Below are 17,454 nucleotides of genomic sequence, written 5' to 3' on the forward strand. Positions count from 1 at the left end.
TGCCTCTCGTGATTGATGCATGCTTCGAGTCGTTGACCTCAGTGTGCCGCCTTGCCCATGACCACTGCGATAGTGCTGTTCCGCTGCGACTTGCGCTTGAATGACAATCCAGCACTTTCTGCGGCATGTGCAGCGCATGCGCGAGTCCTGCCGCTATACATTCACGACGAACGTGCGGATGCACCCTGGCAAATGGGGGCGGCCAGCCAGTGGTGGCTGCATCACTCTTTGCAGGCGTTGCAATCGATGCTGCGTGAAGGTGGTGCCAACTTGCAGCTTCGTAAAGGGGATACCCTGCGCGTGCTGCGTCATGTCATCGACAGCAGCGGTGCCGAGGCGGTCTACTGGAACCGTCGTTACGAGCCCGCTGCCATAGAACACGATAAGCAAATCGAGCAGGCTCTGCTTGAACAAGACGTCGCCGTACACAGTTATTCCGCGTCGCTGTGGTGCGAGCCTTGGCGAGCGCAAACCAAACAGGGCGAGCCCTATCGGGTCTTTACTCCCTTTTGGCGCCATGTACGTCCCGGTCTTCGCGTGACATCGCCGCTTCCGCAACCGGCGGGAGTGAACTGGGTACAGCTGCCGGTGGGCCTCCCGCTGGAAGCCCTCGGCCTGCTGCCACGCATACACTGGGATAAGGGGCTGGGCGAAGCATGGAGTCCCGGCGAGTTAGGTGCCAAGGAGGCGTTGGAGTTGTTTTGCGACGACGCGCTTGCCGAGTACGCGACGGCAAGGGATTTGCCGGGACGCCATGGCACATCCAGGCTTTCCCCGCATCTTCACTTCGGGGAAATTTCACCAACGCAGGTTTTGCATGCCTTGCACGAGCACGCGCAACGCATCGATACACGCCGGCGCCCGGACATCGAACCTTATTTGCGCGAGCTGGGATGGCGCGAGTTTGCCTATCATCTGCTATATCACTTTCCTCGGACGCCGATGGAATGCTTCAACCCCAGGTTTGCGGATTTCCCCTGGGCGGCTGACGATGAAGGGCAGTTGGAGCGGTGGCGACGAGGGCGCACCGGTATTCCATTGGTGGACGCGGGCATGCGCGAACTCTGGCACACGGGCTGGATGCACAATCGCGTGCGCATGATCGTAGCGAGCCTGCTTACCAAGAACCTGCGGCAGCCTTGGTTGCATGGTGCGCGATGGTTCTGGGACACACTGGTGGATGCAGATCTGGCCAATAACACTTTGGGCTGGCAGTGGGTGGCCGGTTGCGGCGCGGATGCGGCGCCTTATTTTCGTATCTTCAATCCGATCAGCCAGGCGCAAAAATTCGATCCGCAGGGTGTGTACCTGCGCCGATGGTTGCCGGAGCTTGCTGAAGTGCCTCTCGATCTCCTGCATGAGCCGTGGAAGGATTCATCCATACCTAAGCGCACCGGCTATCCCTTACCCATGCTCGATCTGGCCTCCTCACGCGAGCAGGCGTTGCGCGTGTTTCAAGCATGGCGTAGATGATGGGCGCCGAGAATGAAGCCGGCACATGCAAATCACGCCACTGAAAATCGTGAGGGAGTATTGGTGCCCGGAGCGGGGCTCGAACCCGCACAGCCTCGCGGCCGAGGGATTTTAAGTCCCTTGCGTCTACCTGTTTCGCCATCCGGGCGGGGGAGGGATTGCCGAATGACCGGCTACAGGCGCGCGGATCGTAACATGCGCCTTGCGATAACGGAGCCGCAGGCTCCGTTTTGTTTTGGCGGGTCTCAGGCCACCGCGCTTTGCATCGGCAGTACCTGGCCCGGATGCGCGTATTGCGCCAGGCGAATATTGGATGCCGGGCCGGGCATTTCTACGCAGGTGCTGCGGCCGGAGCGGTTGTACTCGTCGCGGGCGGTTTCACGGGCCAGTTGAATGGCGGGACCTAGGCGCAGCTGGCTGAACAGCGTGGCCGAATCCCTTCGAATGCTCCAATCTCCATCTGGCGACTGTCTAAGCGAGTAGATCACCATCGATACACTCCAAGGCAGGGGTGGGCGGAACGCCTGACTTAACGACTTCTACTTGAGCTACTTGTCCAATAATGGCATCAAAATTGAAACGAGTATGTAGGCATTTTCCTACGTGGGCTGTGAGGGATGGCCCCAGATGAAAAATCCTTTCCAGACTGAGGGTTATCGACTTGCAATGTGTCAGCGACGCGCCTACTTTGCGGGGGCCAAGTTCCCAACCAAGGAGGGGCCTAGATGATTGACGTGGTATTGGTGGACGACCATGAGCTGGTCAGAACCGGCTTCAAGATGATCTTGCAGCAGCCGGACATCCGCGTTTGCGGCGAGGCGGCCAACGCCGAGGACGGCTTGCGCGTGATCCGTACCAGCAAGCCGCACATCGCGCTGGTCGACGTGCACATGCCGGGCATGAGCGGTATCGAGCTGACCGAGCGTATCGTGCGGGCAAAACTGCGCACGCACGTGATCGTGGTGACCGTGGTGGAGGATGCCCGCTTTCCCAAGCGCCTGCTGGATGCCGGCGCGCACGGCTACCTCACCAAGAGCTGCGCCGCCGAGGAACTGCTCAATGCGGTGCGCCAGGTGGCCAGCGGTCGCCGCTACCTGGCGCCGGCGGTGGCGCAGCAGCTGGCGCTGGCAACCCTCGATGGCGAGGGCTCCCCGTTCGATACGCTATCCAGCCGTGAGCTGGAGGTAGCCATGATGCTAGTGCGCGGCAAGGCGCTCACCGCGATTGGCGAGCAGCTCAGCCTGAGTCCCAAGACGGTTTCCACCTACAAGCAGCGGCTGATGGAGAAGCTGCAGGTGGATCACGTGATCAGCCTTGCCCATTTGATGACCGTGCATGGCTTGCTCGATACGCATAACAACCAGGTGGGAACCTAAGGGAAAGGTTTCCCCTGGCCCAAAAGCGCGTAGGCTGGGATGCTAATCCCAGCTTTTCCACACGGTATCCCGATGCTGGGATTGTCATCCCAGCCTACGCGCTCGGTGCGCATAACAAACAGGTGGGAACCTAAGGAAAAGTTTGTTCTGGCCCGTGAAAAGCAAAAAGGGCCGGACGCAATGTCCAGCCCTTCGTTTGCAGAGGTTCGTTGACGACTGACCGGTCAGCTAAGCCTGCCGTCATGCTGTTGGCCCAGGTGCCGCTCGTCTTCCTCCGGCGATGACTGCTTGGCCTCGCCATGCTCCTCGCCGTGGCCATGCAGCGGGGCACTCGAAGCATGCTCATGGAGCGGCGCGGAGAGCAGATCGCCTTGTTCGGGCTGATGGACGATCGGCGCCGGGGTCACGGCTACCGGCTCTTCGTGTGCAGGGGCAGCCGTGGCGGGCTCGACCAGTACGGGTTTGTCCGCGTGCTTGACCTCGGCGACGACGACGACCGATTCGGTCACCAAGTTGGTTTCGTTGGCAGCTGACGCAACTTCGTGCGGCACTGTCACGGTGACCACCTCGGCGTGCGCTACCGGAGCCTCTTCATGCCGATGCGGCTGTGCAACGGTTTCATCGGAAGGTGTCGGTGCGTTGATCGCCACCACGGCGTCGTCCACCACGGGTTCACTCACCGGAATGGGCGGAAGCACGGGCAGGTTGAACGATGAGGGCACCGGTGCCGGGGTAACGATCACGGGGGCGGCAGCCTGGTCATCTTCGAAGGCCGCAGCTTCAGGCTTGGTCGCAGTCACGTGCACGGGTTCTGCTTCGGCGACGGCCTGCTTGATGGTCGCCGGTTGATGCTGCTCGATGACCGCGGCAGCATGGATCGGTGCCGGTGCTGCAGGGACGCGCGCAACGGCAGGAGCGGCCGCTTCCGGCTTTGCCTCCACCGCTTCGGAATGTTCTTCCGGCGTGTCGAGATCATCACGATCTTCGTCGTCCAGGTCTACCGCGTAGGCCTGTTCGTTCTGCCCGGCGCCCGCGGCGCCTGCGCCTTCATGGCGACGACGGCGACGGCCACCGCGGCGGCCACGACGGCGGCGCGACTGGCCGGCGGCTTCAGCTGCGGCGGCTTCGTCTGCCACGCCACTGCCTTCGCTCGCGACCACTGGCACGGTGGGTTCCGCAGCCGGCTTTGGCGCTTCGACCGGTTTGCTGGCCGGTGGGTTTGCCGCTTGCTGGGGTGCTTGCTGCGGCTGGCGCTCGACTTGCGGCTGGCGCTCGGCTTGCAGCTGACGCTCGGCTTGCGGCTGACGCTCGGCTTGCGGCTGACGCTGGCGTTCCGGCTGGGTCGCCTTGCTTGCTTCAGCGTTCTGCTGCTTGTTGCGCTGCTCGGCTACGGCCGCTTCATTGGCCTGCGTAGCCTTCGGCTGGCGTTGCTGTTGTTCCTGCTTGCCCTGCTGCTGACGCGCCGGCTGCTCCTGGCGCTGGCGCTGCTGATTCTGGCCCTTGGCCTGCTGTTGGGCACCGCGGCCTTCACGCTGCGGCTGATTCTGGCGCTGTTGCTGGCTCTCGCCACGCGCACGCTGTTGTTCGCCGCGGCGGCCGTCTTGCGGCTTGCTGCGAGGAGTTTCCTGCCGCACGGCTACCGGCGCAGGGGCCGGGGCGGGAGCAGGGGCTGCGGCGCCATTGCCGCGGAACAGGCCGAACAGCTTGGACAAGAACCCACCTTGCGCAGCCGCCGGAGCGGGAGCAGGGGCGGGAGCTGCCGCGCTCTGGCGCTGCTGCTTCGCGACCGGCGCGGGAGCCGCTGGTTCTTCTTCACGCATCGGGGCGGGACTGCTGGGCACGATGCCGGTGACTGCCGGCTGCTCGCTGCTGCCGAGCATCTGGCCCATCTTGCGCACCACGCTGGCTTCTTCGGCGGTGAGGCGCTCGTAGCTGGGCTTGCTGTGCTCGCCCATTTCCGCTTCGCGGATGCGCTGGATCTCGATGTGCGGCGTTTCCAGCTTGTCGTCCGCCACGATCACCACGTGCACTTTGTTGCGCAGCTCGATCTCGACCACGCTGGCGCGCTTTTCGTTGAGCATGTAATTGGCCACGCTGGACGGCGCCTGCACCAGCACCTGGCCGGTGTTGTCCTTCATGGCGTGCTCTTCGATCAGGCGCAGAGTCGACAGCGACAACGATTCCACGCTGCGGATATGACCGTGGCCTTCGCAGCGCGGGCAGACGATCTGGGTGGCTTCACCCAGCGAGGGACGCAGGCGCTGGCGCGACAACTCCAGCAGGCCAAAGCGCGAGATGCGGCCGATCTGGATGCGTGCGCGGTCGAGCTTGGCCGCGTCCTTCAGGCGTTCTTCGACTTCCCGCTGGTGCTTGGGGCTGTCCATGTCGATGAAGTCGATGACGATCAGGCCGCCGGCATCGCGAATGCGCAGCTGGCGGGCGATCTCGGCCGCCGCTTCTAGATTGGTGTTGAACGCGGTCTCCTCGATGTCGCCGCCCTTGGTGGCCTTGGAGGAGTTGATGTCGACGGCGGTGAGCGCTTCGGTCTGGTCGATGACGATCGAGCCGCCGGAGGGCAGGCGCACGGTGCGGTCGAAGGCGCTTTCGATCTGGGTTTCGATCTGGTAGCGCGAGAACAGCGGGGTGTCGTCCTTGTACAACTTCAGCTTGCGCAGGGCGTTGGGCATCACCTGCTGCATGAAATCGCGGGCGTCCTGGTAGAGGGACTCCTCGTCGATCAGGATCTCGCCGATGTCATTGCGCAGGTAGTCGCGCAGGGCGCGGATGAACAGCTTCGATTCCTGGTAGATCAGGAACGGCGCCTTCTGGGCGCCGGCAGCTTGCGAGATGGCCTTCCAGGTGGCCAGCAGGTAATCCAGATCCCACTGCAGCTCTTCGGCGTCGCGGCCCATGCCGGCGGTGCGCACGATCAGGCCCATTTCGTCGGGGACGGTGAGGTGCTCCAGCGCTTCCTTCAGCGCCTGCCTGTCTTCGCCCTCGATGCGACGCGAAACGCCACCCGCCTTCGGGTTGTTTGGCATCAGCACCATGTAGCGGCCGGCCAGGCTGATGAAGGTGGTCAGGGCGGCGCCCTTGTTGCCGCGCTCCTCCTTCTCCACCTGCACCACCACTTCCTGGCCTTCCTTGAGCAGGTCGCGGATGTTGGACTTGTAGGGATCGTGGCCCGACGCGAAGTATTCGCGGGCGATTTCCTTCAGCGGGAGGAAGCCATGGCGCTCGGCGCCGTAGTCGACAAAGCAGGCTTCGAGGGAGGGTTCGACGCGAGTGATGCGGCCTTTGTAGATGTTGGCTTTTTTCTGTTCGCGGGACGGGATTTCAATATCAAGGTCGTACAAGGTCTGGCCATCCACGATGGCCACACGCAACTCTTCACGCTGAGTTGCGTTGATCAACATTCTTTTCATTGTGATTCCTCGGCTTGGCCGCGCGTCGCGCGCCGTGGGGGCGCCTGGTGTGGCGGCCTCTCCTGCGGATCGCGCCGCTGCGGTAAAGCGGCAAAAATGAACGGTAACGTTCCCGATACCGGGATGATTCTTTGCACGCACGCCGCCTCGTCAGGCAACAAAACCGGACAAGCGGCTACCCGAACCGTTACGATGAAAGGGTGTTTGCAACCGGCTGCCAAGACGGGCGACCGGAGCGAACCTCGCCGGCGTAACAGGCGGGCGCCCGAGTCCCAACGGATGTCGGTGGGCCGGGCTAAGCGCCAGGCGAGTATCCTCTCAACCCAGGTTTTTTTCAATGCAGACGGCAACTTCCCCCGATGTACCTCAAGGGGTGCGTCAAGTAGAGATTGGTCCCGAGCGCGATGGCCAGCGTATCGACAACGCCCTCGTGACCCTGCTCAAGGGGGTGCCCAAGAGCATGATTTACCGGCTCCTGCGCACCGGGCAGGTGCGTGTAAACGGCAAGCGCGCGAAGCCGGATACCCGTCTCAGTCAGGGTGATACGCTGCGCATTCCCCCGGTTCGGGTCGCCGAGCGTCCTGCCGATGAGGGGGCTCCACCGGCGGCGATCGCCGCCGCAGCCGCAGCCGTGATCTTCGAGGACAAGCATTTCCTGGTCATCGACAAGCCGGCCGGCATGGCCAGCCATGGCGGCAGCGGGGTGAGTTTCGGGGCGATCGAGCTGCTGCGGCAGGCGCGGCCCAAGGAGCATCTGGAACTGGTGCACCGCCTGGACCGGGATACCAGCGGGGTGCTGGTGTTCGCCCGTACCCGCGCCGGGCTGACCGGTTTGCAGGCCGCGATCCGCGCCGGCGAGGTCACCAAACAATACCTATGCTTGATGGTGGGTCACCCGCAAAAGGCCAAGTTCGACGTGAACGCGCCGCTGAAGAAGTCGGTCTTGCAGGGCGGCGAGCGGATGGTGCGAGTGGCGGATGACGGCAAGCCCTCGCTGACTTTTTTCCGCGAGATGGAGCATTACTCCGGTGCGCGCCTGATGCAGGCCACCCTGGGCACCGGCCGCACCCACCAGATCCGTGTGCATGCCGCGCACGTTGGCCACCCGCTGGCCGGGGACGCCAAGTATGGCGACAAGGAGGCGAACAAGCGCTTCCGCGAGCGGGGGCTGCACCGGCTGTTCCTGCATGCCTCGCATCTGTCGTTCGAGCTGGATGGCCGCGCCTACGGGTTCTCCGCGCCGCTGCCGGATGAATTGAAGGCCGTGCTGAATGCGCTAGCGCCACAGGAAAAAAGCCGGAAGCGCTGAGCGAGCCGCTAATGCTCCCTCCCCTGCTTGCAGGGGAGGGCTGGGGTGGGGTAAAGCAACCTCGCGGTGAATTTCAACAGGGCGGCAAGCTCGTGCAACCCCACCCCAACCCTCCCCTGCCTGCGCAGGGGAGGGGGCACAGCTCTCAACCTACAGAAAGAAGCGTGCGCTGACTTCCAGCGAACGCAGCAGCGGCCCGCCCGCCAAGGCTGACTCCACCAGCAAGGCGCAAAGCGCGTGCGCCAGCGCGATCGGCAGCACGCTGCGCGAGCGTAGAAAGCACCAGGCCCACCACAGCTCGCCGACGAAGCACAGCTGCATCAGCATGCCGTTGGGCGTGTGCAGAAGTGCGAACACGGTCGCCACCGGCAGGATGGCCCAGTCCGGCCGGCGCAGAATCTGCTCGAACCGGCGCTGCAGCACGATCAGCATCAGCCATTGTTGCAGCCAGGCCCAGCCGAAATAAGCGAGCACATGGCCCATCAGCAAGGGCCGCAACGTATGGCCATAAAAAAGGACCAAGCCCATCGTGACCGGCAGCGTTGCCAGCGGCCACAGCCAGTGCTGGCCGGCCTCGGGCCACCGCCATAGCCGCGGCAGATGCCGGCGCTCGATAGCCAGCGCGTATGCCAACCCACCGCCAAAGGCCGTCAAACCCAATGGGGTGGAGCGCAGTCCCCAATGCAGTCCCATGATCAGCCACAAAGGGCCGAGCAGGCAGCCGGCGATCTCGATCCACGGCCGCAGGCGACCTTGAACGGGGCGCAGCGCCAGCCCTAGCAAGACAAGCAGGTAAAGAATGCAGGCGCCCCAGGCCGGGGCGGAATCCGCAGCGGTCGCCGGCTCGGCCTGTGGCGTTGCACCAGCCGGAACGATCAATGCAGCCGGCCAAACTGCGCGCAGCTGATTGCGCAGGGCCAGCATGGTTTCTGCCGTGATGCCGTCGGGCAGGCGGAACAGCGGCATGGGCCAGTTTCGCGCCGGCGCGGTGATGCGTTCGATGTCCTGTGGCGTGGCGTCTGGCGGCAGGTCGATCTTCACGTCCTGCGGGTGCGGCATCGGTTCGGTGGTCAGCAATGCTGCCGACGCCATGCGCAGGCTCGCCCCGCGAGGCAGTTGTATGCGTAGCCGCAGCATTTGCGCGATGCCTGGTTTCTTGCACGCGGCTTGTTCGGCACCGGCCCAGCTCAGGTTGCGCAAATCGATGCGCAGGCTGTTCGTTTCCGGCGTCAAGGCGTGCGCCGCGAGCGCGAGGCAAGCGGGCGCCTGGCTGCCTTGCCATACCAGGCCCAACTGGCCCGGTGCGCTGCTTTGCAATTGCAGTTGCAAGATCGGCCAATAGCGTAGATCCAGCGACCAAGCGATCGGCAGGCCAAGTTCGAAGGGCGCACCATCCTCACTGGTGATGCGCAAGCCGCTGTCCTCGCGTTCTACCGTTGCATTGCCGAAAGCGCGGCCTGCCACCAGATCGCGCGGTCGGCGCAATTGCCATTGCCATAGCGGCTGATTGGCTTGCACGCGCGCGAGCTGCTGCTGGGCCTGGTCAAGCAATTGCGCGCCGGTCATACGCGCCGCCAGGAGCCGAAGCGCCAGACAGACAACCACCGCCGCCAGCACGTAGCCGGCGCAGATCAACGCCGTTCGCAGGCGCCGGCTTTCGCTCAACGTTCGAGCAGGGCGTCGACGCGCGCCGCGCAGATGAAATCGTTCAGCGACAAGCCCCCCACGTCATGCGTGGACCAGCGTAGCTTGCAATGGCCGTAGCCCGCCTCGATATCCGGATGGTGGTCCTCGTGGTTGGCCATGAAGCCGACCGCATTGATGAAGCCCAGCGTGTGGTGAAAGTTCTCGAAGCGGAAATCCTTCACCAGCGCATCAGCTTGAGCGCTGAGCTTCCAGCCCGGCACCAACGCCAGCAGCGCGGCGACGGCGGCCTCGTCCAGAGCGTGTTCCTTGCCCTTGCGCGGCTGGCAATGCTGGGCGGATAGCGGAAGGGCAGTCATGACGATCTCCATCGTTCGCTCAAACGGGGGCACTGTACGCGAAAATGAACCATTCGGACATTCGCTGGAAACAGTACTAAAATGGTGCGGTATCGCCGCGTAGGCTGGGATGAGAATCCCAGCAGCGGTAGGCCGCAAGCAAAGCTGGGATTGCCATCCCAGCCTACGGTGACGGTCTCAAGCAGATACGTTGTCAGAGCATTCTTAGTGGTTGCGGAGCAGGCATGATCGAGATTTCCGAACGCGCGCAGCAGCATTTCCTGCGCCTACTCGCCCAGCAAGGCATTGACGGACTGGGCATTCGCCTGCGTGTCACGGCACCGGGCACCCCTGCTGCCGACTGCGAGCTGGAGTTTTGCGAGCCGCAGGAACTTACCGGCACCGAGTGGACGGTGGAATGCCAGGGCTTCAACTTTTATATCGAGGGCGACAGCGCGTCCTGGCTGGCCAACGCCAGCGTCGACTACGAGCCGAGTCAGACCGGTGGCCAGTTGAACATCCGCGCACCGAAGATCAAAGGCCAATTGCCGGGTGCGGAAGCTGGGCTGGTCGAGCGCGTGCGCTACGTGCTCGAGGCGGAGGTCAATCCGCGCATCGCCGCACATGGTGGACGCGTGAGCCTGCTTGAAGTGGATGCCGACGGCGTGGTGCTGCTGCAATTTGGCGGCGGCTGCCATGGTTGCGGCATGGTCGACGTGACGCTGAAGCACGGCGTGGAAAAGACGCTGCGCGAGCGCGTGCCTGAAATCACCGCGGTGCGCGATGCCACCGACCATAAGGGCGGCGCCAATCCGTATTACCGGAAGAAGGAAGGGCAGTCAGCCATGGGCTGACGGGTCGTCATTCCCGCGTACGCGGGAACCCATCTTGATCTTGCGTCGTCATTCCCGCGTACGCGGGAACCCAACTTGATCTTGCGTCGTCATTCTCGCGTACGCGGGAACCCAACTTGATCTTGCGTCGTCATTCCCGCGTACGCGGGAACCCATCTTGATCTTGCTCTGATGTAGATTTGAAAATGGATTCCCGCTTGCGCAGTCATGACGGCCATGACTAACGCTCAGTCGCCCTGCACGTGTCCTTTCAGCGTGCTCAGCTCGTCGGGTTTTTCCAACTGCGTGGGCAAGGTGGAAAAGTAGTCGGCCAACTGCTTGATATCGTCCGGCGACAGGTTGGTGACCTGCGGCTTCATGATCGGATTGTCCCGCTCGCCGTCCTGGTACTCGTGCACGACGTGCTGGATGTACTCGTTGTACTGGCCAGCCAGACGCGGAAACTGCGGAGCGGTGCCGTTGCCGTCATTGCTATGGCAGGCCACGCACTTGCTGGCCAGCTTGCCCGCGTCGCTTTGCGTAAGCAGATCCTTGGCCTTCTTCGCCTGCGCGTCCGTGTCTTTCGGAGGCGTGGGCGCAAGGCTGGACAGATAGGCGGCGATGTCTTCGATCTCCTGATCGGACAGGCTTTGTGCTTGCGCCGTCATGGTCGGATGCGCGCGCTGGCCCGCCTTGTAGGCGTGCAGCGCATCGATCAGGTATTGCTCGCTCTGGCCAGCGATCTTCGGCACCGGATATTGCGGATACGCGTTGTTGGTACCCGGAATGCCGTGGCAGCCATTGCAGGTATAGATGAGCGTACGGCCGTTTTTCTTGTCGCCCGTGGCATGGGCGGAACTGGAACAAAGCAACACTGCCGCAGTGAAGGCAGCCAGGCCAAACAATTGCAGTCGAATCATCAAAAGGATCCCCGAGGTTCCAGCGGATGCGTGCAACGTACTCGACCGAGTATAGGGGTTGCTGCTCAGCCGTCACAATGGGAGTGGGGGAGCGACAAAAAGCCGCGCATCCCAGCCTACGCGATCAGAACACTCTGAATTAGAGCAGGCTGAATTAGAACAGGCTCTTGAGAATGTGGATGCCCGCGGCGTACTCGCCGACGATGGTGCCTAGGCTCACCAGGAAGAAATTGAGCAGCGTGCGCGCCACGCGGTTGGTCCACCATCCGCTCCAATGCACGATGTCGTCGCGCAGGCTTTCGAAATCCGCCACGCGCGGCCGGCGTACCCACACCTCGGCCATCGCACTGATGCCGCCGGCAGGAATGCCGGGCCGGAACGGCTTGATCGGTGCGGCAATGAACGCGGCAACGATGCTCAACGGATGCCCGCGCGCAATCAGCGCGCCCAGGGCGGCGAAGCCCCCGGTATATAGCACCCAATCGCGCAGGGCCTGGGCGCCCAGCGCCGTATTGCGATGGAAGGCGTAAGCGATCGCGGCAAAGATCAACAGCACCACGCCAACCGCCAGCCACTTCGGCCATTGCGATTTCGGCGGCAACTTGGCCAGTTGCTCCACCGTCGTGCTGGGATCGGCCTGCTGGATACGCAAGTGCTCGCACAAGCCTTTCAGATGCCCCGCGCCGATCACCACCAGCACCTTGCACGGATTGGCGGTTACCGAACGCCCGGCTTCCTCGCGCAGGCGTGCCGCCATGTAGGCATCGCGTTCGGCGATCAGGCTGCGGTACAGCGGTTCCGATTCGTGGGCGAATTCGCTGAAGGCGCTTTCCAGCATGTCGCCTTGCTTGAGCTTCTCGATTTCCTTCTCGTCGATCGTCTCGCGTTCGAACACGCTGGCCAGCATGCCGCCGAGCAGGCCGAAGCGCTGCCAGAAACCCACGCTGTGCCAGGCCCGCTTGAGCGTGGTGCCCACTTCGCGATCGACCAGCCACAACGGCACCTTCAGTTCGGCGGCGCCGTCCATCGCCGCTTTCATTTCGGCGCCGGGCTGAATGCCGTATTGGTCGGCCAGGCGTTTCTGGAAAGTGGACAGCACCAGGCTCGCCGCCACCATGCCGGCCTTGCCTTCGCGGATCACGCGAAACAGATCCATCTGCTTGAACGCTTCCGGATCGCGCATGCCCTGGGCGCGGCTTTCGCACAGCTCCACCGCGATGGCGTCGAAAGACTCGTTGGCCAGCAACGCCTTCACTGCGTCCACGCTGGTGCGGGACACGTGCGCCGTGCCCAGCACCACGTATTCCACGCCGTCGCGCTGCACGCGCTCGATCGGCTGACCGTTGAGGTCAGGCTTGGCGGAGAGGTGGGTCTCGGGGACGCTCATGCGATCGATCAGGCGATGGGGGGAGATCCTGAGCATGGAGGCTGCGGGTGCGAGGCGCAAGTCGGCTTACGCCGACTTGCGGCATCGTCGTACGCAATCAGTCGCGAAAACGGCGCAGCAGATCACCGTAGGCATCGATGCGCCGATCGCGCAGGAACGGCCAGATCCGTCGCACATGCTCGCTGCGCGCCATATCGATCTCGGTGATCAGCAATTGGCGCTGCTCGGTGCCGGCCTGGGCCAGGAATTCGCCCTGCGGACCGGCCACGAAACTGCTGCCCCAGAACTGGATGCCGGCACCTACGCCGGCCGGATCGGGCTCATAACCGGTGCGATTACAGGACAGCAAGGGAATGCCGTTGGCCACCGCGTGGCCGCGCTGCACCGTGATCCACGCTTCGCGCTGACGATCCTTCTCGGCCTGCGCGTCGTTCGGATCCCAGCCGATCGCGGTGGGGTAAAGCAGCAGCTCGGCCCCGGCCAGCGCCATCAGGCGCGCCGCTTCCGGGTACCACTGATCCCAGCACACCAGCACGCCGAGGCGGCCCACCGCGGTATCGATCGGCTCGAAGCCGAGATCGCCCGGCGTGAAATAGAATTTCTCATAGAAGGCCGGATCGTCCGGGATGTGCATCTTGCGATACTTGCCGGCGATCGCGGCGGAGCGATCGAACACGACTGCGGTGTTGTGGTACAGCCCGGCCGCACGCTTCTCGAACAGCGAGGCCACCACCACCAGCTTCAGCTCCTCGGCCAGCTTGCCGATGCGCGCGGTGCTGTGGCCGGGAATGGTCTCGGCGGTGTCGAATTCATCAACCGATTCGTGCTGGCAGAAATACGGCCCGTTGTGCAGCTCCTGCAGCAGCACGAGTTCGACACCGGCCGCGGCGGCTTCACGCAGGCCGGCTTCAATCGCGTCGAGATTGGCGTCGCGGCTGCCGCGGTGGGTTTCCTGCAGCAGCGCCACCTTGAGGGTCTTGCGGGTCATGGGGCGTTTCCTGGTCGCCGGTGGGCGAGAAACGCCTATTGTAAGGGAAGGAAGCGCAGACGTAGGCCGGCGCCTCTCCTTCGGTCAGCCGAGCAAACCCGCCGGCAACTGCATGGTGATGCAATGCAGGCTGCCGTTCTGCCAGATCAATGGGCGGCAGGGGACTTGCACCACCACGCGTCCGGGGTGCGCCTCGCCGATGATGCGTGCAGCTTCGTCATCAGCGGCATCGCCGTATGCCGGCACCAGCACGGCGCCGTTAACGATCAAGTAATTGGCGTAAGACGCCGCCAAGCGGCGGCCTTCGTCGACGATCGGCTTGGCCCATGGCAAGCGGTGCAACGTGTACGGCTTGCCATCTGGCGTACGCAGTGCGGCCAGTTCCTCGCCCATGCGCTGCAACTCCGCGTGATGCGCATCGCTGGTGTCATCGCAAGCTTGATAGACGATGCGGTCGCCCGGCGCAAAGCGCGCCAGCGTGTCGATATGCGCGTCGGTGTCGTCGCCTTCCAGGTAGCCGTAATCCAGCCAGAGCACGCGCCCGGCATGCAGGCTGTCGCGCAGGATGTTGCTCATCTCTTCGCGCGATTGTTCCGGATGCCGCTGCGTGAGGCAGCGCCAGGTAGTGAGAACGGTCCCGGCACCGTCGCTTTCGATGCCGCCGCCTTCCAGCGCCCAGTCGATGCGATGGTGCTCGGCAGAGCCGAACACACCGGCCTGCACGAGCCCTGCGATCAGCGCGTCATCCTGTTCCGCCCCGAACTTGCCGCCCCAACCGGTGAAGTGGAAATCGGTGAGCTGAAAGCGCGTGCCTTCGCCACGCAAGGTGATGGGGCCGGAGTCACGCAGCCAGGTGTCGTCGTAGGGCAATTCCACGAAGCGGATGCGCGCCAGATCGGCCTTCGCGCTTTGCAGCTTTGCGGTGGCGTGTGCGCGTAGTGCCGCATCGGCCACAACGATGATCAGCGGCTGGAACCGCGTAACCGCCGCGGCCAACGCAACATAGGTGGATTCCACTTGTTCGAGCCGCTCGGCCCAATCGGTGCCGGCATGCGGCCAGGCAATCAACACGGCGGCCTGCGGCTCCCATTCGGCCGGCAGGCGCAAGCTGGAATCGGTCATCGGGACGACACTCGCGCTCAAAGGGGATGCCCGGAGACTGGCCGGGCAGGCAAGTGCGGAAGTTTACGATGCGAACAGCGGTTACGTTAAGTCAGATGAGTGCGAAGATGCATTTGCCCCCTCCCCTACGTGTAGTAGGGGAGGGTTGGGGTGGGGTGAAGCAATCTCGCGGGGAACTCAAACATTGCGGCAAGCGCGTGCAACCCCACCCCGACCCTCCCCTGCAAGCAGGGGAGGGAGAAAGGAACGGAATTAATTCACCGCCGCAGGATTGCGATTGTTGCCGGCCGGCGTATTCAACACCGAGTGGATCACGTGGCTGCGCTCGAAGTACACGATGAAATCCGCATATTCCCAGCGATTGATCACCGGGTGACGCGCCGAATCGCCGCCTTTGGGCGAAAGCTTGCGCTGTGGGGCGCCGAATTGCTTCTCCACCTGCGCCATGCTCATCCCGCGCGTCGGCAGGTGCATGGTTTTTTCTTCCTGCACGCGCTGGCTCAGCGTCTGCTGGGCAAAGACGGCCTGCGAGAAGGCCAGCCCGGCGCCGAGGGCGAAGACTGCCAGCAAGGGCAAGGTATGACGGTGCTTGAACATGATTCCCCTCTCCGCACAAAGCGTTGCCGCGATGTTGTAGCAGAAGCGTTGAACACACGCTACGAGCAAAAACGGCAGATGTGACGGCCACAACCGTTATCATGGTCGGCTTCGGGCGCCCCCGCCCGGCCTCAGCTAGATTTCACATGATTGCGTTCCGCCACTTCGCCCTGCGCCGCGGCAGCCGGTTGCTGCTTTCCGACATCGACCTCGTCATCCAGAGCGGTTGGCGCCTGGGCGTGGTGGGCCGCAACGGCTGCGGCAAATCCAGCCTGTTTGCCACCCTGCAGGGCCAGCTCGAAGCCGACGCCGGCGAGCTGGATATGCCGGCCAAGCTGCGGCTGGCCTCGGTGGCGCAGGAAACCCCGGCCCTGCCCGACCCGGCCATCGACTACGTGATGGGCGGCGACGTGGAGCTGGCCGCGGCCATCCGCGACGAGGCCGATGCCGAGGCGCGCGGGGATACCGAAGCGATGGCGCTGGCCCATCACCGCATCGAAGAGCTGCACGGCTACGATGCCCGCGCCCGAGCTGGCCGTCTCCTGCACGGCTTGGGCTTCAGCCCCGAAACGCACGAACGCGCGGTCTGCGAATTCTCCGGCGGCTGGCGCGTGCGCTTGAACCTGGCCCGTGCCCTGATGGCGCCTTCGGACCTGCTGCTGCTGGACGAGCCCACCAACCACTTGGACCTGGACGCGGTGCTGTGGCTGGAAGAATGGCTGCGCCGCTACCAGGGCACCTTGCTGGTGATTTCGCATGACCGCGAATTCCTCGACGGTGTGATCACGCACACCCTGCATTTGAACGAGGGCAGGGGGAAGCTTTACGCCGGCAACTACAGCGCCTTCGAACGCCAGCGCGCCGAGCAGTTGCGCCTGCAGCAGATCGCGCACGAACGCGAGCAGACCGAGCGCGCGCACCTGCAGTCTTTCATCGACCGCTTCAAGGCCAAGGCCAGCAAGGCCAAGCAGGCGCAATCACGCATGAAGCGGCTGGAAAAAATGGCCGGGACCGAAGCGGTGCGGGCGGAGCGTCCGTTCCGCTTCCAGTTCGCCGTGCCGGAGCGCTTGCCCGATTCGATGTTGCAGTTGGAAGACGTGGTGGCGGGCTATGCCGGTGAAGCGGGCGAGCCGCCTGCCGTGATTCTTCGCGATGTCCGCTTCCGCCTGGAAGCCGGCGAACGCGTAGGCCTGCTCGGCCCCAATGGCGCCGGCAAATCCACCCTGGTCAAAACCCTGGTTGGCGAACTGCCCGCGCTCGAGGGCGAGCGCAAGAGCCACAAAGACCTGAAGATCGGCTACTTCGCCCAGCACACGGTGGAAAGCCTGCGCGAAGGCGCGAGCCCCTTCGATCACTTGCAGGACAAGGCGCCCGGCGTCGGTGCGCAGGTGCTGCGGGATTTTCTCGGCGGCTGGAATTTCGCCGGCGATCGTGCCTTCGAGTCGGTCGACGGTTTCTCCGGCGGCGAGCGTGCGCGCCTGGCGCTGGCGCTAATCGCCTGGGACAAGCCCAACCTGTTGCTGCTCGACGAACCGACCAACCACCTCGATTTGGACATGCGCGAAGCCTTGGCCGACGCCCTGGCCGATTTCGACGGAGCGCTGGTGCTGGTCTCGCACGACCGCCATCTGCTCGGCATGGTTTGCGACAGCTTCTGGCGCGTGGCCGATCACAAGGTGGAGTCTTTCGACGGCGATCTGGACGATTACGCGCGCTGGCTGCGTGCGCGCGGCTCGGCGTCGAAGAAAGCCGAGTCTGAAGCGAAGCCGGCTGAATCCGCCGCGGACCGCCGCCGTGCCGCCGCGGCTCAGCGCGAAACCGAAAAGGCTACACGTCAACGCGTCAAGAAGATCGAAACCCGCGTCGCGGCGATCGACGAAGAGCTGACCAAGCTGGAACAGAAACTCGCCGACCCGCAAACCTATAACGGCCCCACCGCCGAACTGATGAAGCTAGGTCAGCGCCAGGCGGAATTGCGCAAGGAAAAAGAGACGCTCGAAGCCGAATGGCTTGAGTTGTACGAGCTGCTTGAAGCTTAAGCC

Annotated in this window: 14 protein-coding genes and 1 tRNA gene; 5 read left to right on the forward strand and 10 right to left on the reverse strand. The window is 63.8% G+C overall.

Annotated elements, in window-relative coordinates:
- Positions 1–57: 57 nt before the first annotated feature.
- Positions 58–1,473, forward strand: coding sequence for a cryptochrome/photolyase family protein (locus QQJ96_RS03755; protein ID WP_284330600.1), 1,416 nt, complete (start codon positions 58–60; stop codon positions 1,471–1,473).
- 61 nt (positions 1,474–1,534) lie between these two features.
- On the opposite strand, the gene QQJ96_RS03760 is transcribed toward QQJ96_RS03755, so the two are convergent.
- Positions 1,535–1,621 (reverse strand) — tRNA-Leu (locus QQJ96_RS03760).
- A gap of 97 nt (positions 1,622–1,718) precedes the next feature.
- The gene (locus tag QQJ96_RS03765) at positions 1,719–1,964 is read right to left on the reverse strand and encodes a hypothetical protein (RefSeq protein WP_284330601.1); all 246 of its coding nucleotides are present in this window, start codon (positions 1,962–1,964) and stop codon (positions 1,719–1,721) included.
- Positions 1,965–2,198: 234 nt separating this feature from the next.
- Between QQJ96_RS03765 and QQJ96_RS03770 the strand changes: the two genes are divergently transcribed.
- Positions 2,199–2,849, forward strand: coding sequence for a response regulator (locus tag QQJ96_RS03770; RefSeq protein ID WP_284330602.1), 651 nt, complete (start codon positions 2,199–2,201; stop codon positions 2,847–2,849).
- Between the two features lie 224 nt (positions 2,850–3,073).
- Here QQJ96_RS03770 and rne read toward each other — a convergent pair whose 3' ends face one another.
- The gene (gene rne / locus QQJ96_RS03775) at positions 3,074–6,274 is read right to left on the reverse strand and encodes a ribonuclease E (protein ID WP_284330603.1); all 3,201 of its coding nucleotides are present in this window, start codon (positions 6,272–6,274) and stop codon (positions 3,074–3,076) included.
- Between the two features lie 337 nt (positions 6,275–6,611).
- On the opposite strand from rne, the gene QQJ96_RS03780 reads away from it, so the two are divergent.
- Complete coding sequence (locus QQJ96_RS03780) at positions 6,612–7,583, forward strand: RluA family pseudouridine synthase (protein WP_284330604.1); 972 nt, start codon at positions 6,612–6,614, stop codon at positions 7,581–7,583.
- A 150-nt stretch (positions 7,584–7,733) separates the two neighbouring features.
- Here the strand turns inward: QQJ96_RS03780 and QQJ96_RS03785 are convergent, their stop codons facing one another.
- Together QQJ96_RS03785 and QQJ96_RS03790 are read right to left on the reverse strand one after the other, a co-directional pair.
- Entirely contained in the window at positions 7,734–9,248 is a 1,515-nt protein-coding gene (locus QQJ96_RS03785) for a CPBP family intramembrane glutamic endopeptidase (RefSeq protein ID WP_284330605.1), read from the reverse strand.
- Positions 9,245–9,586: a 4a-hydroxytetrahydrobiopterin dehydratase gene (locus QQJ96_RS03790; protein ID WP_284330606.1), complete on the reverse strand. Its 342-nt coding sequence runs from the start codon at positions 9,584–9,586 to the stop codon at positions 9,245–9,247. The genes QQJ96_RS03785 and QQJ96_RS03790 overlap by 4 nt, the downstream gene beginning before the upstream one ends.
- Before the next feature lie 224 nt (positions 9,587–9,810).
- On the opposite strand from QQJ96_RS03790, the gene QQJ96_RS03795 reads away from it, so the two are divergent.
- Positions 9,811–10,419 carry an NfuA family Fe-S biogenesis protein gene (locus tag QQJ96_RS03795; protein WP_284330607.1) on the forward strand — a complete coding sequence of 203 codons (609 nt, stop codon included), beginning with the start codon at positions 9,811–9,813 and terminating at the stop codon, positions 10,417–10,419.
- A gap of 227 nt (positions 10,420–10,646) precedes the next feature.
- On the opposite strand, the gene QQJ96_RS23535 is transcribed toward QQJ96_RS03795, so the two are convergent.
- From QQJ96_RS23535 to QQJ96_RS03825, 5 genes are all read right to left on the reverse strand, one after another.
- Entirely contained in the window at positions 10,647–11,318 is a 672-nt protein-coding gene (locus QQJ96_RS23535; RefSeq protein WP_345782679.1) for a c-type cytochrome, read from the reverse strand.
- Positions 11,319–11,472: 154 nt separating this feature from the next.
- Positions 11,473–12,705 carry a TraB/GumN family protein gene (locus QQJ96_RS03810; RefSeq protein ID WP_284330769.1) on the reverse strand — a complete coding sequence of 411 codons (1,233 nt, stop codon included), beginning with the start codon at positions 12,703–12,705 and terminating at the stop codon, positions 11,473–11,475.
- A 97-nt stretch (positions 12,706–12,802) separates the two neighbouring features.
- Positions 12,803–13,693, reverse strand: a complete 891-nt coding sequence (locus QQJ96_RS03815; protein WP_284330608.1) for a carbon-nitrogen hydrolase — start codon at positions 13,691–13,693, stop codon at positions 12,803–12,805.
- Between the two features lie 84 nt (positions 13,694–13,777).
- Positions 13,778–14,815 carry an agmatine deiminase family protein gene (locus tag QQJ96_RS03820; protein ID WP_284330609.1) on the reverse strand — a complete coding sequence of 346 codons (1,038 nt, stop codon included), beginning with the start codon at positions 14,813–14,815 and terminating at the stop codon, positions 13,778–13,780.
- A gap of 252 nt (positions 14,816–15,067) precedes the next feature.
- Positions 15,068–15,412 carry a hypothetical protein gene (locus QQJ96_RS03825; protein WP_284330610.1) on the reverse strand — a complete coding sequence of 115 codons (345 nt, stop codon included), beginning with the start codon at positions 15,410–15,412 and terminating at the stop codon, positions 15,068–15,070.
- Positions 15,413–15,558: 146 nt separating this feature from the next.
- Here QQJ96_RS03825 and QQJ96_RS03830 point away from each other — a divergent pair, with 146 nt between their 5' ends.
- Positions 15,559–17,451: an ABC-F family ATP-binding cassette domain-containing protein gene (locus tag QQJ96_RS03830; RefSeq protein WP_284330611.1), complete on the forward strand. Its 1,893-nt coding sequence runs from the start codon at positions 15,559–15,561 to the stop codon at positions 17,449–17,451.
- Positions 17,452–17,454 lie beyond the last annotated feature (3 nt).

Source organism: Dyella flagellata, assembly GCF_030160275.1.
GTDB classification, from domain to species: Bacteria; Pseudomonadota; Gammaproteobacteria; order Xanthomonadales; family Rhodanobacteraceae; genus Dyella_B; species Dyella_B flagellata.

Bases quoted from the DNA above. Each gene is read 5' to 3' on its own strand.
- QQJ96_RS03755 (WP_284330600.1), top strand. From the start codon at position 58: ATGACCACTGCGATAGTGCTGTTCCGCTGCGACTTGCGCTTGAATGAC.
- QQJ96_RS03765 (WP_284330601.1), bottom strand. From the start codon at position 1,964: ATGGTGATCTACTCGCTTAGACAGTCGCCAGATGGAGATTGGAGCATT.
- QQJ96_RS03770 (WP_284330602.1), top strand. From the start codon at position 2,199: ATGATTGACGTGGTATTGGTGGACGACCATGAGCTGGTCAGAACCGGC.
- rne (WP_284330603.1), bottom strand. From the start codon at position 6,274: ATGAAAAGAATGTTGATCAACGCAACTCAGCGTGAAGAGTTGCGTGTG.
- QQJ96_RS03780 (WP_284330604.1), top strand. From the start codon at position 6,612: ATGCAGACGGCAACTTCCCCCGATGTACCTCAAGGGGTGCGTCAAGTA.
- QQJ96_RS03790 (WP_284330606.1), bottom strand. From the start codon at position 9,586: ATGACTGCCCTTCCGCTATCCGCCCAGCATTGCCAGCCGCGCAAGGGC.
- QQJ96_RS03795 (WP_284330607.1), top strand. From the start codon at position 9,811: ATGATCGAGATTTCCGAACGCGCGCAGCAGCATTTCCTGCGCCTACTC.
- QQJ96_RS23535 (WP_345782679.1), bottom strand. From the start codon at position 11,318: ATGATTCGACTGCAATTGTTTGGCCTGGCTGCCTTCACTGCGGCAGTG.
- QQJ96_RS03810 (WP_284330769.1), bottom strand. From the start codon at position 12,705: ATGAGCGTCCCCGAGACCCACCTCTCCGCCAAGCCTGACCTCAACGGT.
- QQJ96_RS03815 (WP_284330608.1), bottom strand. From the start codon at position 13,693: ATGACCCGCAAGACCCTCAAGGTGGCGCTGCTGCAGGAAACCCACCGC.
- QQJ96_RS03820 (WP_284330609.1), bottom strand. From the start codon at position 14,815: ATGACCGATTCCAGCTTGCGCCTGCCGGCCGAATGGGAGCCGCAGGCC.
- QQJ96_RS03825 (WP_284330610.1), bottom strand. From the start codon at position 15,412: ATGTTCAAGCACCGTCATACCTTGCCCTTGCTGGCAGTCTTCGCCCTC.
- QQJ96_RS03830 (WP_284330611.1), top strand. From the start codon at position 15,559: ATGATTGCGTTCCGCCACTTCGCCCTGCGCCGCGGCAGCCGGTTGCTG.